At 61.6% G+C, this 14,515-nt stretch carries 15 protein-coding genes and 1 pseudogene; 5 read left to right on the forward strand and 11 right to left on the reverse strand.

Annotated features, from left to right (window positions below; all coding sequences use genetic code 11):
- The first annotated feature begins 99 nt into the window (after positions 1–99).
- Complete coding sequence (locus BLV20_RS05080) at positions 100–957, forward strand: SDR family oxidoreductase (protein WP_092297854.1); 858 nt, start codon at positions 100–102, stop codon at positions 955–957.
- Positions 958–1,008: 51 nt separating this feature from the next.
- Here the strand turns inward: BLV20_RS05080 and BLV20_RS05085 are convergent, their stop codons facing one another.
- From BLV20_RS05085 to BLV20_RS05110, 6 genes are all read right to left on the reverse strand, one after another.
- Complete coding sequence (locus BLV20_RS05085) at positions 1,009–1,749, reverse strand: putative periplasmic lipoprotein (protein WP_092297857.1); 741 nt, start codon at positions 1,747–1,749, stop codon at positions 1,009–1,011.
- A gap of 55 nt (positions 1,750–1,804) precedes the next feature.
- The gene (locus tag BLV20_RS05090; RefSeq protein WP_007921133.1) at positions 1,805–2,185 is read right to left on the reverse strand and encodes a RidA family protein; all 381 of its coding nucleotides are present in this window, start codon (positions 2,183–2,185) and stop codon (positions 1,805–1,807) included.
- Positions 2,186–2,221: 36 nt separating this feature from the next.
- Positions 2,222–4,327 carry a bifunctional GTP diphosphokinase/guanosine-3',5'-bis pyrophosphate 3'-pyrophosphohydrolase gene (gene spoT, locus BLV20_RS05095; protein ID WP_092297860.1) on the reverse strand — a complete coding sequence of 702 codons (2,106 nt, stop codon included), beginning with the start codon at positions 4,325–4,327 and terminating at the stop codon, positions 2,222–2,224.
- Between the two features lie 57 nt (positions 4,328–4,384).
- Positions 4,385–4,648 (reverse strand): DNA-directed RNA polymerase subunit omega, encoded by a 264-nt coding sequence (gene rpoZ / locus BLV20_RS05100; RefSeq protein ID WP_007921129.1) that lies wholly within the window; start codon positions 4,646–4,648, stop codon positions 4,385–4,387.
- 167 nt (positions 4,649–4,815) lie between these two features.
- Entirely contained in the window at positions 4,816–5,436 is a 621-nt protein-coding gene (gene gmk / locus BLV20_RS05105) for a guanylate kinase (RefSeq protein ID WP_092297863.1), read from the reverse strand.
- Positions 5,437–5,448: 12 nt separating this feature from the next.
- Positions 5,449–6,312 carry a YicC/YloC family endoribonuclease gene (locus BLV20_RS05110; protein ID WP_092297866.1) on the reverse strand — a complete coding sequence of 288 codons (864 nt, stop codon included), beginning with the start codon at positions 6,310–6,312 and terminating at the stop codon, positions 5,449–5,451.
- Between the two features lie 270 nt (positions 6,313–6,582).
- On the opposite strand from BLV20_RS05110, the gene rph reads away from it, so the two are divergent.
- Entirely contained in the window at positions 6,583–7,305 is a 723-nt protein-coding gene (gene rph / locus BLV20_RS05115) for a ribonuclease PH (RefSeq protein ID WP_092297869.1), read from the forward strand.
- A 31-nt stretch (positions 7,306–7,336) separates the two neighbouring features.
- Positions 7,337–7,705: a DUF4870 domain-containing protein gene (locus BLV20_RS05120; RefSeq protein ID WP_092297872.1), complete on the forward strand. Its 369-nt coding sequence runs from the start codon at positions 7,337–7,339 to the stop codon at positions 7,703–7,705.
- Between the two features lie 61 nt (positions 7,706–7,766).
- Here the strand turns inward: BLV20_RS05120 and BLV20_RS05125 are convergent, their stop codons facing one another.
- Positions 7,767–8,546: an exodeoxyribonuclease III gene (locus BLV20_RS05125; protein WP_003176915.1), complete on the reverse strand. Its 780-nt coding sequence runs from the start codon at positions 8,544–8,546 to the stop codon at positions 7,767–7,769.
- Between the two features lie 81 nt (positions 8,547–8,627).
- On the opposite strand from BLV20_RS05125, the gene pyrE reads away from it, so the two are divergent.
- On the forward strand, positions 8,628–9,272 hold the full coding sequence (gene pyrE / locus BLV20_RS05130) for an orotate phosphoribosyltransferase (RefSeq protein ID WP_007921122.1): 645 nt from the start codon (positions 8,628–8,630) through the stop codon (positions 9,270–9,272).
- A 166-nt stretch (positions 9,273–9,438) separates the two neighbouring features.
- Here the strand turns inward: pyrE and argB are convergent, their stop codons facing one another.
- The 4 genes and pseudogenes from argB to coaBC all read right to left on the reverse strand — a co-directional run bounded on the left by argB (position 9,439) and on the right by coaBC (position 13,706).
- Positions 9,439–10,344: an acetylglutamate kinase gene (argB, locus tag BLV20_RS05135; RefSeq protein ID WP_007921120.1), complete on the reverse strand. Its 906-nt coding sequence runs from the start codon at positions 10,342–10,344 to the stop codon at positions 9,439–9,441.
- Positions 10,345–10,383: 39 nt separating this feature from the next.
- Positions 10,384–11,787: pseudogene (locus BLV20_RS05140) on the reverse strand (phosphomannomutase/phosphoglucomutase); the annotation flags it as partial.
- 249 nt (positions 11,788–12,036) lie between these two features.
- Positions 12,037–12,492 carry a dUTP diphosphatase gene (gene dut / locus BLV20_RS05145; RefSeq protein WP_016703155.1) on the reverse strand — a complete coding sequence of 152 codons (456 nt, stop codon included), beginning with the start codon at positions 12,490–12,492 and terminating at the stop codon, positions 12,037–12,039.
- 5 nt (positions 12,493–12,497) lie between these two features.
- Positions 12,498–13,706, reverse strand: coding sequence for a bifunctional phosphopantothenoylcysteine decarboxylase/phosphopantothenate--cysteine ligase CoaBC (coaBC, locus tag BLV20_RS05150; RefSeq protein ID WP_092297878.1), 1,209 nt, complete (start codon positions 13,704–13,706; stop codon positions 12,498–12,500).
- 131 nt (positions 13,707–13,837) lie between these two features.
- Here coaBC and radC point away from each other — a divergent pair, with 131 nt between their 5' ends.
- Positions 13,838–14,512 carry a RadC family protein gene (gene radC, locus BLV20_RS05155; protein ID WP_092297881.1) on the forward strand — a complete coding sequence of 225 codons (675 nt, stop codon included), beginning with the start codon at positions 13,838–13,840 and terminating at the stop codon, positions 14,510–14,512.
- The last annotated feature ends 3 nt before the right edge of the window (positions 14,513–14,515 follow it).

Consider the following 14,515-nt stretch of genomic DNA (forward strand, 5'->3'; position numbering starts at 1 on the left):
TCTTGTTAACAGAAGTAATAGAGTATCTTTTTTTCTTTGATTGCTAGCCGCTCGTCCATTGCCGACGCTAGTCTGTGCCTTTCTGATAGGAGTTTTCCGATGTCCGCCCCTTCTGTTCTGATCGCTGGTTGCGGTGATGTCGGCAGCCGCCTGGCGAAGCAACTGCTGGCTGCAAACTGGCAGGTCTACGGCCTGCGACGCACGATCTCGCAATTGCCGGAAGGGGTGATCGGCGTGGCGGGCGACCTGTTCAGCGAACAGTGCCCGCCGGCCTGGCCCACTGCACCGTTGGATTACCTGGTGTACAGCGCGGCCGCCACCGAGCATGACGAAGCAGGCTACCGCGCAGCCTATGTCGAGGGGCTGACCCATGTGCTGGGTTGGCTCAAGCGCAACGGCCAATCACCGAAGCGCCTGCTGTTCGTTTCCAGCAGCAGCGTCTATGGGCAGAAGAACGGCGAGTGGATCGACGAGACCTCACCCGCGCAGGCCGACGGCTATTCCGGGCGCGTGATGCTCGAGGCCGAGCAAGTGGCCTTGCAGAGCGGCATTCCCGCCAGCCTGGTGCGTTTGACCGGGATCTACGGCCCTGGGCGGGAATGGCTGTTGAATCAGGTGCGCCAGGGTTATCGCGTCGCCATCGATCCACCGTTGTATGGCAACCGCATTCATGCCGACGATGCCGCGGGGTTGCTGGCCTTCCTGCTGCAAGCCGATCAGCGTGGCGTGGCGCTTGAGGATTGCTATATCGGGGTCGACGATGCGCCGGTGCCGCTGGCCGAGGTGGTGGGTTGGCTGCGGGAATACCTGGGCGTCACCGAGTGGGCGGAAAGCTCGAGCGTGCGCCGCTCCGGCAGCAAGCGTTGCAGCAATGCCCGCGCCAGGGCCCTGGGCTGGGTTCCGCGGTATGCAAGTTTTCGCGAAGGGTATGCGCAGATTATCCAAGAGCAGGACTGAGCCGCATGCCTGGATAAAGAAAAAGGAGCCTTGGGGCTCCTTTTTACTGGGTCACTGTTTTTCCAGTAGCCACTGACGCGTGCCTGGGGTGAGCGAAGGCACCTCATCCGCCCGGGAGGCGTTGATGGGCTGGAAGATCTCCAGTTGCTCGCCGTTGCGCGCGAAGATCCACGGGTTGCCCTGGCCGTTGAGCTGCAGCCACAGGTTGTCGTAGCCGCCGCTCATCGAGGCGCAGTCGCCGGCGAGGCACAGCGCGTAGCGATCGGCGCCCGGCAGGCCCATGACCTGGCCATTGGACTGGAACAGCACCGTGCCGCCTTCGCCCGGACCGTTGACGATTTTCCATTCGCCACCCAGGTAGGCCGAATACAGGGCGCGCTCGAAGTTGGCGCCCAGTGGCGCGCCTTCCGGGGCCGGATCCTTGGGACGGTCGAAGACCTGCTCCGGCTCGTTGTCGTTGGCTTCTTGCAGCAGTTGCTTGCCGTCGCGTTTCAATTCGCTGGCGGAGCTGCCGTAGAAATCGATTTTCCAGGAGCCGGACTCTTCCGCCAGCACCTTGCCTTCGACGTTTTCGAAGCCGTTGGTATAGCGCGCCTGGCTGGCCTTGGTGTTGACGTCCCATTCCAGGTTCGGGCCGTAGCCTTGCAGTGCCTCGCGCAGCGGTCCGCCCTTGGCGGCGGCGTCGATGGCGACCTGGTTGATCCAGGTGCCGCTGATATCACGGTCGGCGGGGTCGCTGGCGCAGCCACCGAGAAACAGGGCGCACAACGAGAGGGCTAGCGCTTTGCGCATGAGGAAATCCTTTCAGAACGAAGACGGCGCGGCCTGGGTAGCCGCGCCGGACGTGTTACTCGATGACCAGGATGGCATCCATTTCAACCTGCGCGCCTTTTGGCAGGGCGGCAACGCCGATGGCGGCGCGGGCAGGGTAAGGCTGCTGGAAGTACTTGCCCATGATCTCGTTGACCTTGGCGAAATGGCTCAGGTCGGTGAGGAAGATGTTCAGTTTGACGATGTCCTTGAACGAACCACCGGCGGCCTCGGCTACGGACTTGAGGTTCTCGAAGACCTGGACGGTCTGGGCTTCGAAGCCTTCCACCAGTTCCATGGTTTTTGGATCGAGCGGGATCTGGCCGGACATGTAGACGGTGTTGCCTGCCTTGATCGCCTGGGAATAGGTGCCGATCGCGGCGGGTGCCTTGTCGCTGGTGATGACGGTTTTGGTCATGAATGACTCCTTGTAATGGGCGGGCTGTATAGCGAGCTATGCACGCATGCGAGTGATGCGAATGACCCCGGTCAGGGCGCGCAGTTTCTTGATCACGCGGGCCAGGTGCACACGGTCGTGCACGCTGACCACCAGTTGGACCACGCTGATGCGACCATCGCGTTCGTCCATGCTGATTTTCTCGATATTGCCGTCGGCCGCGTTGACGCTGCTGGCCAGCAGGGCGATCAGGCCACGCTGGTGTTCCAGTTCGACGCGCAGCTCGACATTGAATTCGCCGGTGACATCCTTGGCCCACGAAAGCTGGATGCATTTTTCCGGGTTGTGGCGGATTTCGCTGATATTGCGGCAGTTGTCCAGGTGCACCACCATCCCCTTGCCGGCGGAGAGGTGCCCGACAATCGGGTCGCCCGGAATCGGCGTGCAGCATTTGGCGTAGCTCAGGACCAGGCCTTCGGTGCCGCGAATGGCCAGCGGGCCTTCCGGGCTTGGCAACTGCTCGCCTTCGCCGAGCAGGCGGCGGGCGACCACATAAGCCATGCGGTTGCCCAGGCCGATGTCTTCCAGCAGGTCTTCGATCAGCTCCAGGCGATATTCGGTGAGCATGGCTTGCACGCGTTCGGCCGGGATCTTGTCCAGCGAGCTGTCGAAACCATTGAGCACTTTGTTCAGCAGGCGTTCGCCCAGGCTGATGGATTCGGAACGGCGTTGCAGCTTCAGCGCGTGGCGAATATGGGTGCGAGCCTTGCCGGTAACCACGAAGTTGAGCCAGGCCGGGTTGGGCCGGGCGCCCGGGGCGCTGACGATTTCCACGGTGGAGCCGCTTTGCAGCGGTTCGGACAGCGGCGCCAGGCGGCGATTGATCCGACAGGCGATGCAGCTGTTGCCGACGTCGGTATGCACCGCGTAGGCGAAGTCCACCGCGGTGGAGCCTTTGGGCAGCTCCATGATCCGGCCCTTCGGCGTGAACACGTAGACCTCGTCCGGGAACAGGTCGATCTTCACGCTTTCGATGAATTCCAGGGAGTTGCCGGCGCGTTGCTGCATCTCCAGCACGCCCTTGACCCATTGGCGAGCCCGGGCGTGGGTGCCCTTCGGCTGCTCGTCGCCGCTGGATTTGTACAGCCAGTGGGCGGCGATGCCGTTGTTGGCCATCTCTTCCATTTCACGGGTGCGGATCTGGATCTCGATCGGCACGCCGTGCATGCCGAACAGCGTCGTATGCAGCGACTGATAGCCGTTGGCCTTGGGAATCGCGATGTAGTCCTTGAAGCGGCCCGGCAGCGGCTTGTACAGGTTGTGCACGGCGCCGAGCACGCGGTAGCAGGTATCGACCTTGTCGACGATGATCCGGAACGCGTAGACGTCCATGATCTCGTTGAAGGCCCGGCGCTTGCCGCGCATCTTCTTGTAGATGCCATACAGATGTTTCTGGCGGCCGCTGACTTCGCCCTGGATGCCGTCGATGGCCAGGCAGTGGCTCAGGGATTCTTCGATCTTGTTGACGATTTCCTTGCGGTTGCCCCGGGCGCGCTTGACCGCCTGGTAGATCCGCGCGGAACGCATCGGGTGCATGGCCTTGAAGCCAAGGTCTTCGAATTCGATGCGGATGCTGTGCATGCCCAGCCGGTTGGCGATGGGCGCGTAGATCTCCAGGGTTTCCTTGGCGATCCGTCGGCGTTTTTCGCCGGACAGCACTTCCAGCGTGCGCATGTTGTGCAGGCGGTCAGCCAGTTTGACCAGGATCACGCGGATGTCGCGCGCCATGGCCATGGCCATCTTCTGGAAGTTTTCCGCTTGGGCTTCGGCCTTGGTCTCGAAGTTCATCTGGGTCAGTTTGCTGACCCCATCGACCAGTTCGGCCACGGTTTCACCGAACTGCGCTTGCAGCGCTTCCTTGGCGATACCGGTGTCTTCGATCACGTCATGCAGCATGGCCGCCATCAGGCTCTGATGGTCCATATGCATGTCGGCGAGAATGTTTGCGACCGCTAATGGGTGCGTGACGTACGCCTCGCCGCTGCGACGGCGCTGACCGTCATGGGCTTGTTCGGCGTAGAAATACGCTCGGCGGACCAGATTGACCTGGTCCGTGCCGAGATAGGTCGATAAGCGATCGGCGAGGGCGTCTATGCTCGGCATGATGACTCCTGCCGTAAGCTGTGATCCCGCGCCGTGCTACGTCGACCAGGCATAGGCTTAGACGGCCTCGTTGGACTCGTCCTCGAATGCAGCAAAAAGCGGTTCATCTTCAACGATTTCGGCTTCGGCGATAGCTGCGTAGTCGATCAGGCCTTCAGCGATTTCGCGCAGGGCGACGACAGTAGGCTTGTCGTTTTCCCATGCTACTTTCGGCTCTTTGCCGCCGGTTGCCAGTTGACGGGCACGCTTGGTAGAGAGCATGACCAGCTCAAAGCGGTTATCCACGTGTTCTAGACAGTCTTCAACGGTTACGCGGGCCATGGTCTTCCTCGTAGCAAATGCAATATGCGCGCTGCCCGGATGGGCGAGCGGACTCAACAGTTTAAAAAATCACCAGCGATTAGGGAAGCGCTGATTTTTTAACCAAGCTTTCCGACGCGCTACAAGCACCAATGTAAAGCGCTTGCAGCGGTTTTGGGAAGTGCTAATCAGCCCAGCAATTCGGCAAGCAATTTGCCAAAACGCTGTTGCTGGTGCTTCTGGCGCAGCTGGTTGGCGCGGAAAATCGCCTTCAGGTCGTCCAGCGCATGGGCAAAATCGTCGTTGATGATCAGGTAGTCGTAATCGACGTAATGGCTCATTTCGCTGACGGCTTCGCGCATCCGGCCCTCGATGATCTCGTCGCTGTCCTGGCCGCGATTGGTCAGGCGCTGGCGCAAGGCCTGCTGGGACGGCGGCAGGATGAAGATCGAGCGAGCCTGGGGCATCAGCTTGCGCACTTGCTCGGCACCTTGCCAGTCGATCTCCAGGATCAGGTCATGACCTTCGTCCAGGGTTTGCTGCAAGTGGCTTTGGGACGTGCCGTAGAGGTTGCCGAAGACTTCGGCGCGCTCGAGGAAGTCGCCGTGTTCACCCATCTTCACGAACGTTTCGCGTGAGACAAAGTGATAGTTCACGCCATCCACTTCGCCCGGGCGCATGGCGCGGGTGGTGTGGGAGACGGAAACGCGGATCGACGGGTCGGCGTCGATCAAGGCCTTGACCAGGCTGGTCTTGCCCGCGCCCGAGGGGGCAGAAATGATGTAGAGGGTGCCGGTGCTGTGGTTCATGTCTGGGTAGCCTTACTCAATATTCTGTACTTGTTCGCGCATCTGCTCGATCAACACCTTGAGGTTGACCGCAGCCTGGGTGCTGCGCGGGTCGAAGGCCTTGGAGCCCAGTGTGTTGGCTTCGCGGTTGAGTTCCTGCATCAGGAAGTCCAGGCGTCGGCCGGCGGCGCCGCCGGACTTGAGCACGCGGCGCACTTCGATGATGTGGGTGCTCAGGCGGTCCAGTTCTTCGGCGACGTCGCTCTTCTGGGCGAGCATCACCATTTCCTGTTCCAGGCGCGTGGGGTCCAGCTCGGCCTGCATGTCGGCGAAGCGGTCGAGAACCTTCTGGCGCTGGGTGGCGAGCATTTGCGGGACCAGCTCGCGCAGGGTCACGACGTCTTCCTCGATGGAGGTCAGGCGTTCGTTGATCAGGCGCGCCAGCTCCGCGCCTTCGCGCTCGCGGCCGCTCTTCAGTTCTTTCAGTCCCTGGTTGAACAGGCTCAGGGCTTCGTTGTTCAGCGCCTGCGGGTCGCTGGCATCGGCTACCAAAACGCCGGGCCAGGCCAGCACTTCCAATGGGTTGAGCGCTGCCGGCTGTTTGATCAGGCTGGCAACGGACTCGGCCGCCGCCACCAGCTGCGCGGCGCGCTCGCGGTCGACCTGCAGCGGTTTGCCGGTGGTTTCCTCGGTGAAGCGCAAGGTGCACTCGAGCTTGCCGCGCGACAGTCCCTGGCGCAGCGCTTCACGGACAGCGCCTTCAAGGTCGCGGAAGGATTCCGGCAGGCGCAGGTGCGGTTCCAGGTAGCGGCTGTTGACCGAGCGCAGTTCCCAACTCAGGGTGCCCTGGGTGCCGGCCCGTTCTACCCGGGCGAAGGCGGTCATGCTGTGCACCATGGAGGTACCTCCGATACAGGTCCGCCAGCAACTGCGAAGGGTTGCACGGGCCCGAAATGAATGAATTGAAGCCGACAGGCTGCGAAGGCGCGGGATTGTAGCGCAGTGCAGCGGATGCTCCCAAATTGCGGGTGTGACAAAGCACTGCGCAGCGACCGAAGGTCCGTTCCAGAGGCGTCGGCGACGGGCCGGGCTTTTTAGAACTGCCCAGGCAAGGCCGCGGGCCCTATAATGATCGGCAGTTTTCCGTCCCCGTACAGGTATTTCCCTATGAAACGTCCAAGTGGTCGCGCTGCCGATCAGCTCCGCTCGATCCGCATCACCCGCAACTACACCAAACACGCCGAGGGATCTGTACTGGTCGAGTTCGGTGATACCAAAGTGATCTGCACGGTCAGCATCGAGAACGGCGTGCCCCGCTTCCTCAAGGGACAGGGCCAGGGTTGGCTGACTGCCGAATACGGCATGCTGCCGCGCGCCACCGGCGAGCGTAACCAGCGTGAAGCCAGCCGCGGCAAGCAAGGTGGCCGCACCCTGGAGATCCAGCGCCTGATCGGCCGTTCCCTGCGCGCGGCGCTGGACATGACCAAGCTGGGCGATGTCACCCTGTATGTCGACTGCGATGTGATCCAGGCCGATGGCGGTACCCGCACCGCGTCGATCACCGGTGCCATGGTGGCCCTGGTGGATGCGCTGAAGGTCATCAAGAAGCGTGGTGGCCTGAAGGGCGGCGACCCGATCAAGCAAATGATCGCTGCAGTGTCCGTGGGCATGTACCAGGGCGAGCCGGTGCTGGACCTGGATTATCTGGAAGATTCGGCGGCCGAGACCGACCTCAACGTGGTCATGACCAGCACTGGCGGTTTCATCGAAGTGCAGGGCACTGCCGAAGGCGCGCCATTCCAGCCGGAAGAACTGAACGCCATGCTGGCCTTGGCCAAGAAAGGCATGAGCGAGATCTTTGAATTGCAACAGGCAGCCCTGGCTGACTGATTGCCCGGCGACTTTCAGCAAGGAGGGCACCATGAGTGACGACCAGCTTCCGCAGCCTGTCCCGAGCCATGAGGTGCGTCAGTGGGCAATGTTCTGTCACCTGTCGGCCTTGCTGGGGATCTGGATTCCGTTCGGCACCCTGATCGGCCCGTTGGTGCTCTGGCAGATGAAGCGCGAGACGGACCCGTTTATCGATGCCCAAGGCAAGGAGGCGCTGAATTTCCAGATCACGGTGGCTATCGCCTCGCTGGTTTGCTTCCTGCTGATGGTGGTGCTGGTGGGCTTCCTGCTTTTCGGTCTGCTGGCGATCGGCGCCCTGGTGCTGACCATCATCGCTGGGGTCAAGGCTAATGAAGGGGTGGCGTACCGTTACCCATTCACCTGGCGATTGATCAAGTAAACCGAGCGCGCACAAAAAAGCCGACAGCGATGTCGGCTTTTTTGTGTCTGCGAAAAGGCGCTTAGATGGTCAGCGTCCAGTCATAGTCCACGATCAGCGGCGCATGCTGCGAGAAGCGCGGCTGGCGTGGCAGGCGCGCGCTGCGAACGAAGCGACGCAGGCCCGGGGTCAGCAGCTGATAGTCGAAGCGCCAGCCCAGGTTGAGCATCTCGGCCTGTTCGTTGTCCGGCCACCAGCTGTATTGATCGCCTTCGCGGCTGACTTCGCGCAGGGCGTCGACATAACCCATATTGCCGACAATCTCGTCCATCCAGGCACGCTCAGGCGCCAGGAAGCCCGGAGATTGCTGGCTGTCGCGCCAGTTCTTGATATCCAGCTTCTGTTGCGCCACGTACAGCGAGCCACAATAAATGTACTCGCGACGTTTGCGCCGCTGTTTATCCAGGTAGCGGGCGAAGTCGTCCATAAGCTTGAACTTCTGGTTCAAGTCTTCATCGCCGTTCTGCCCGGAAGGAAGCAGCAAGGTCGCGATGCTGACCTTGTCGAAATCGGCTTGCAGGTAGCGCCCGTAGCGGTCGGCCGTCTCGAAGCCGAGACCGCTGATGACAGCCTTCGGTTGCAACCGCGAATACAAAGCCACACCGCCTTGGGCGGGAACTTCGGCATCGCAGGCATAAAGGAAGTAGCCATCCAGTTGGAAGGCTGGATCGTCCAGTTCAAAGGCGGAGGCGCGGGTGTCCTGCAGGCAGATGACGTCGGCATTCTGTGCTTGCAACCAACTGAGCAAACCTCGCTCCACTGCAGCCTGAATACCATTGACGTTCACACTGATGATCCGCATAAATGGCCCCAAAAATCACGTGCGTGTATGATACCCGAGGTCTACCTAATTAGCTAAATCCGTGGTATTTGGGGCTTTTTCATGCAGGCGTATCAGCGCGATTTCATTCGTTTTGCCATCGATCGCGGGGTTTTGCGCTTCGGTGAGTTCACCCTTAAGTCCGGGCGTACCAGTCCTTACTTCTTCAATGCCGGCCTGTTCAACAGCGGTTCGGCCCTGGCGCAGCTGGGGCGTTTTTATGCTGCGGCGATCGTCGACAGCGGCATTTCCTTCGACGTGCTTTTCGGCCCTGCGTACAAAGGCATCCCTTTGGCGGCCGCGACAGCCGTTGCCTTGGCCGAGCATCATCAGCGCGATCTGCCATGGTGCTTCAACCGCAAGGAAGCCAAGGCACACGGCGAAGGCGGCAGCCTGGTCGGCGCGCCATTGACTGGCGATGTGCTGATCATCGACGACGTGATCACCGCGGGTACGGCAATTCGCGAAGTGATGCAGATCATCGAGTCCCAGGAAGGTGCCAAGGCGGCGGGTGTGTTGATCGCCCTGAACCGCCAGGAGCGTGGCAACGGTGAGTTGTCGGCGATCCAGGAAGTCGAGCGCGACTTCGGCATTCCGGTGGTGAGCATCGTTTCCCTGACCCAGGTCCTGCAGTTCCTGGCAGACGATCCGGCGCTCAAGCAGCACCTGCCGGCGGTGGAAGCCTACCGCGCGCAATTCGGCGTCTGATACCGACCTGTAGGAGCGAGGCTTGCCCGCGAAGGCGTCGTCACATTCGACAATGATGTGACTGCCGGATCGCGTTCGCGGGCAAGCCTCGCTCCTACAAGGGATCGCACAGGCAAAAAAAGACCCCGTTCAGCCTGGCTGAGCGGGGTCTTTTTGTTTGTGTTGCTTAAGGACGCTTGCGATTGCTGATCAGGGTGCCGACGCCGGTATCGGTGAAGATCTCCAGCAGAATCGCATTGGGTACGCGACCGTCGATGATCAACGAGCTGCCTACGCCACCTTGTACTGCTTCCAGCGCGCAACGGATCTTCGGCAGCATGCCGCCGTAGATGGTGCCGTCTTCGATCAGGGCATCGACCTGCTGGGTGGTCAGGCCGGTCAGGACCTTGCCCGACTTGTCCATCAGGCCGGCGATGTTGGTCAGCAGCATCAGCTTCTCGGCTTTCAGTGCCTCGGCCACCTTGCCGGCCACCAGGTCGGCGTTGATGTTGTACGACTCGCCATTGGCGCCGACGCCGATCGGTGCGATCACCGGGATGAAATCACCTTTGACCAGCAGGTTCAGCAGGTCGGTGTTGATGCCGACCACTTCGCCGACGTGGCCGATGTCGATGATTTCCGGGGTGGTCATTTCCGGCGTCTTGCGGGTCACGGTGAGCTTCTTCGCGCGAATCAGCTCCGCGTCCTTGCCGGTCAGGCCGATGGCGCTGCCGCCATGGCGGTTGATCAGGTTGACGATGTCCTTGTTCACTTGGCCGCCGAGGACCATCTCCACCACGTCCATGGTCGCCGCGTCGGTGACGCGCATGCCATCGATGAAGTGGCTTTCGATGGACAGGCGCTTGAGCAGATCACCAATTTGCGGACCGCCGCCGTGCACCACCACCGGGTTGATGCCCACGGCCTTCATCAGCACGATGTCGCGGGCGAAGCCGGTCTTCAGCTCCTCGCTTTCCATCGCGTTGCCGCCGTATTTGATCACCAGGGTCTTGCCGACATAGCGGCGAATATAAGGCAGCGCTTCGGACAGGACCTTGGCGGTATTGGCGGCGGCATCGCGTTCGAGGGTCATTCAGGGCTCCGGCACTTCAATAAAGGCGCTTGAAGAAAATCAAAACGGTAGTTGGAGGTCAGGTGCAACACGTTTCAGCTGGGTGTGGAACACATCCTTGATGCGCTGCAGTTCGGCTTCGTCATCGGCTTCGAAACGCAGCACCAGCACCGGCGTGGTATTGGAGGCGCGAACCAGGCCCCAGCCTTTGGGGTAGTCGACTCGTACGCCGTCGATGGTGGTCAGGTCGGCGCCTTCGCCCCATTGCGCGTCGTGCAGCGCATCAATGATGCTGAATTTGCTCTCTTCGGTCACATGGATATTGATTTCCGGCGTAGAAATATCGTTCGGGAAGGTGGCAAACAGCTCTTCCGCGTTGGATTTTTCCTTGCTGAGGATCTCCAGCAGCCGCGCGGCGCTGTAGATACCGTCATCGAAACCGAACCAGCGCTCCTTGAAGAACACATGCCCGCTCATTTCACCGGCCAGCAAGGCACCGCTCTGCTTCATTTTCTTTTTGATCAAGGAGTGGCCGGTCTTCCACATGAGTGGGCGACCGCCGTATTCCTTGATCAACGGGATCAGGCGGCGGGTGCATTTGACGTCGAAGATGATCTCCGCGTCCGGGTTGCGCGCAACCACGTCCTTGGCGAACAGCATCAGCAGGCGATCGGGGAAGACGATGCTGCCGCTGTTGGTCACTACGCCAACGCGGTCGCCGTCACCGTCGAAGGCCAGGCCGATATCGGCGTTGGTTTCGGCGACCTTGGCGATCAGGTCTTCCAGGTTCTCGGGCTTGCCCGGGTCCGGGTGGTGGTTGGGGAAGTTGCCGTCCACTTCGCAAAATAGCGGGATGACTTCGCAATTCAGCGCTTCGATCAGCTGAGGCGCGATCACGCCGGCCGCACCGTTGCCGCAGTCGACCACCACTTTCAGGCGACGAGCGAGTTTGACGTCGGCGGTGATTTCCTTGCCGTAGCGATCGAGGATATCGACCTTGGTGATGCTGCCCTGGCCGCTGCTCAGGTTGTTGGTCTTGAGGCGATCGTGCAGTGCCTGGATCTGTTCATTGGCCAGGGTGTCGCCGGCAATGACGATCTTGAAGCCGTTGTAGTTCGACGGGTTATGGCTGCCGGTCAACATCACCCCGGATTTGCCGGCCAGCACGTTGGCCGCGTAATACAGCGCCGGTGTCGGTACCAGGCCGACATCGCTGACGTGGCAACCGCTGTCGTGCAGGCCCTGGATCAATTGCGCCACCAGCTCAGGGCCGGACAGGCGACCGTCACGACCTACGCAAACGTTCGGCTCGCCCTGGGCCAGGCTCTCGGAGCCGATGGCGCGACCGATCCAGTAGGCGGTTTCGGCGTTCAGGGTTTCTGGAACGGTTCCACGAATGTCGTAGGCGCGAAAGATGCTTTCAGGGAACTTGGGTACGACTTGGGCTGCATTGCTCATCACTGGGGGTGCTCCGTCTAAAAGAGGCAGGACAGGCCGGAATACTGGCCGGAAGGCTCAAACTGAAGGGTAAGACGGCGTTTTTGCCCTTGGGTTCATGGTGCAAAAATGCCATCTGATGAGCATCGGCTCTTTTTCGATCACCTTCTGCCGTGATTCCCGGTGGTTAAGTCCGTGAATAAATCCGCTGAGTTTTTGTGTTGAACACAACCCACCAATCTTAGGCGAGCCGCTGGCGCGGCCCGCTTTTTTTGCTCAATGGCTGCCGGAGTGCCCGAAACCGCCCGCGCCGCGCTGGCTTTCGTCGAAGGCCTCGACCACTTCGAAGTGCGCCTGGACCACGGGCACCAAGACCAGTTGGGCAATGCGCTCGCCCACCGCGATGTTGAAGGCGGTCTGGCCGCGGTTCCAGCACGAAACCATGAGTTCGCCCTGGTAATCGGAGTCGATCAGGCCGACCAGGTTGCCCAGGACGATGCCGTGCTTGTGGCCCAGGCCGGAGCGCGGCAGGATCAGCGCCGCCAGGCCGGGGTCGCCGATGTAGACGGACAGGCCGGTAGGAATCAGCAGGGTCTGGCCCGGCTCCAGAATGGTGTCCTGCTTGAGCATGGCGCGCAGGTCGAGGCCGGCGGAGCCAGGCGTGGCGTACTGCGGCAGGGGGAATTCGTTGCCGATGCGTGGGTCGAGAATCTTGGCTTGTAAAGCGTGCATGCGAGTTAAACCTGGTTCAGCCGTTCGGCGATGAAAGAGATCAGCTGGCGGGCAATCTTGCCCTTGCTGGTCTGGGCGAAGAGAGTTGCGTGCAACTCCCGGTCAATCACGCTGCAGGCGTTTTCCTCGCTGTTGAAGCCAATGCTCGGGTTGGCCACGTCGTTGGCGACGATCAGGTCGAGGTTCTTGTCTTTGAGTTTACGTGCAGCGTAGTCGAGCAAATGTTCGGTTTCAGCGGCGAAGCCGACACTGAAAGGGCGGTCGGGGCGGGTGGCGATGGTGGCCAGGATGTCCGGGTTGCGCACCATCTGCAGCAGCAGGCCGTCGCCGTTTGTAGGGTCTTTCTTCAATTTCTGTGGGGCGACGACTTCCGGGCGGTAATCCGCGACGGCTGCGGAGGCGATAAACAGGTCGCACGGGATGGCGGCTTCACAGGCGGCGAGCATGTCGCGGGCGCTGACCACGTCGATCCGCGTCACGCGGTCCGGGGTTGGCAAGTGCACGGGGCCTGTGATCAGGGTCACCCGGGCACCGGCTTCGACCGCCGCTTCAGCCAGGGCGAAGCCCATTTTTCCGGAGCTGTGGTTGGTGATGTAGCGCACCGGGTCGATGTTTTCCTGGGTCGGGCCGGCAGTGATCAGCACGTGCTTGCCGGTCAGTGCCAGGTGCTGGAAGCACTCGGCGGCGCACAGCGCCAGATCGTTGGCTTCGAGCATGCGGCCCAGGCCGACATCGCCGCAGGCCTGGCTGCCGGAAGCCGGGCCGAAGACTTTCAGGCCGCGGCTTTGCAGCAACTGGGTGTTGGCCTGGGTGGCCGGGTCGCGCCACATGGCCTGGTTCATGGCCGGGGCGATGGCGACGGTGGCATCGGTGGCCAGGACCAGGGTGGTCAGCAGGTCATCGGCGATGCCTTGGGCCAGGCGGGCGATCAGGTCGGCCGTGGCCGGGGCGATCAGTACCAGGTCGGCCCATTTGGCCAGTTCGATATGGCCCATGGCGGCTTCGGCCGCAGGGTCGAGCAGGTCCAGGTGGACCGGGTGCCCGGACAGGGCCTGCATGGTCAGCGGGGTGATGAATTCACTGCCGCCACGGGTCATGACCACACGCACTTCCGCGCCCTGGTCGAGGAGTCGGCGAACCAGCTCGGCGCTCTTATAGGCAGCGATGCCGCCGCCGACGCCGAGAACAATGCGTTTCCGATACAGCCGCTGCATAGGCCTGCCTTTCAGTTCAATGATTGCTGCGTGTAACACCCCCTCCCCAGGGGAAATCCCACGCAAAAAGATGGGCTAAGATAGCACAGCGACCGCTATGGAACAGCGGCGCCCACACACATGGAGGTGCTATGAGCATTCGCGACTGGCCTGCGGCAGAGCGCCCGCGGGAGAAGCTTCTCGAGCAGGGCGCGCTGGCCCTTTCCGATGCCGAATTACTGGCAATCTTCCTGCGTACCGGGGTGGCTGGAAAAAGCGCCGTCGACCTGGCGCGACACCTGTTGCATCAGTTCGGCAGCCTGCGCGGCCTGTTTGAGGCGGACCAATTGACCTTCAGCCGGCAACTGGGCCTGGGGCCGGCGAAATTCGCACAGCTGCAGGCCGTGCTGGAAATGGCGCGGCGGCATCTGGCGGAAAAGCTCAGTCGCAATTCGGTGTTGGAAAGCCCGGTGGCGGTCCGCGATTACCTCAAGGCGATGTTGCGGCATGAGCCGCATGAGGTGTTCGGTTGCCTGTTTCTCGACTCCAAGCACCGGGTGCTGGCGTTCGAGGCGTTGTTCCAGGGCTCCATCAACACCACCAGCGTCTATCCGCGGCAGGTGGTCAAGCGTGCCCTGGCGCACAACGCGGCGGCCCTGATCCTGTGCCACAACCATCCTTCGGGCGTTTCCGAGCCAAGCCAGGCGGATCGGGTGCTGACCCGCAGGCTCACGGAAGCGCTGGACCTGGTGGATGTGCGCGTACTCGACCACTTCATCGTCGGCGAGGGTGAGCCGCTGTCGATGGCCGAGTACGGCTGGATTTAGCCG

Origin of the sequence: Pseudomonas sp. NFIX28 (assembly GCF_900107395.1) — a bacterium.
GTDB lineage: Bacteria > Pseudomonadota > Gammaproteobacteria > Pseudomonadales > Pseudomonadaceae > Aquipseudomonas.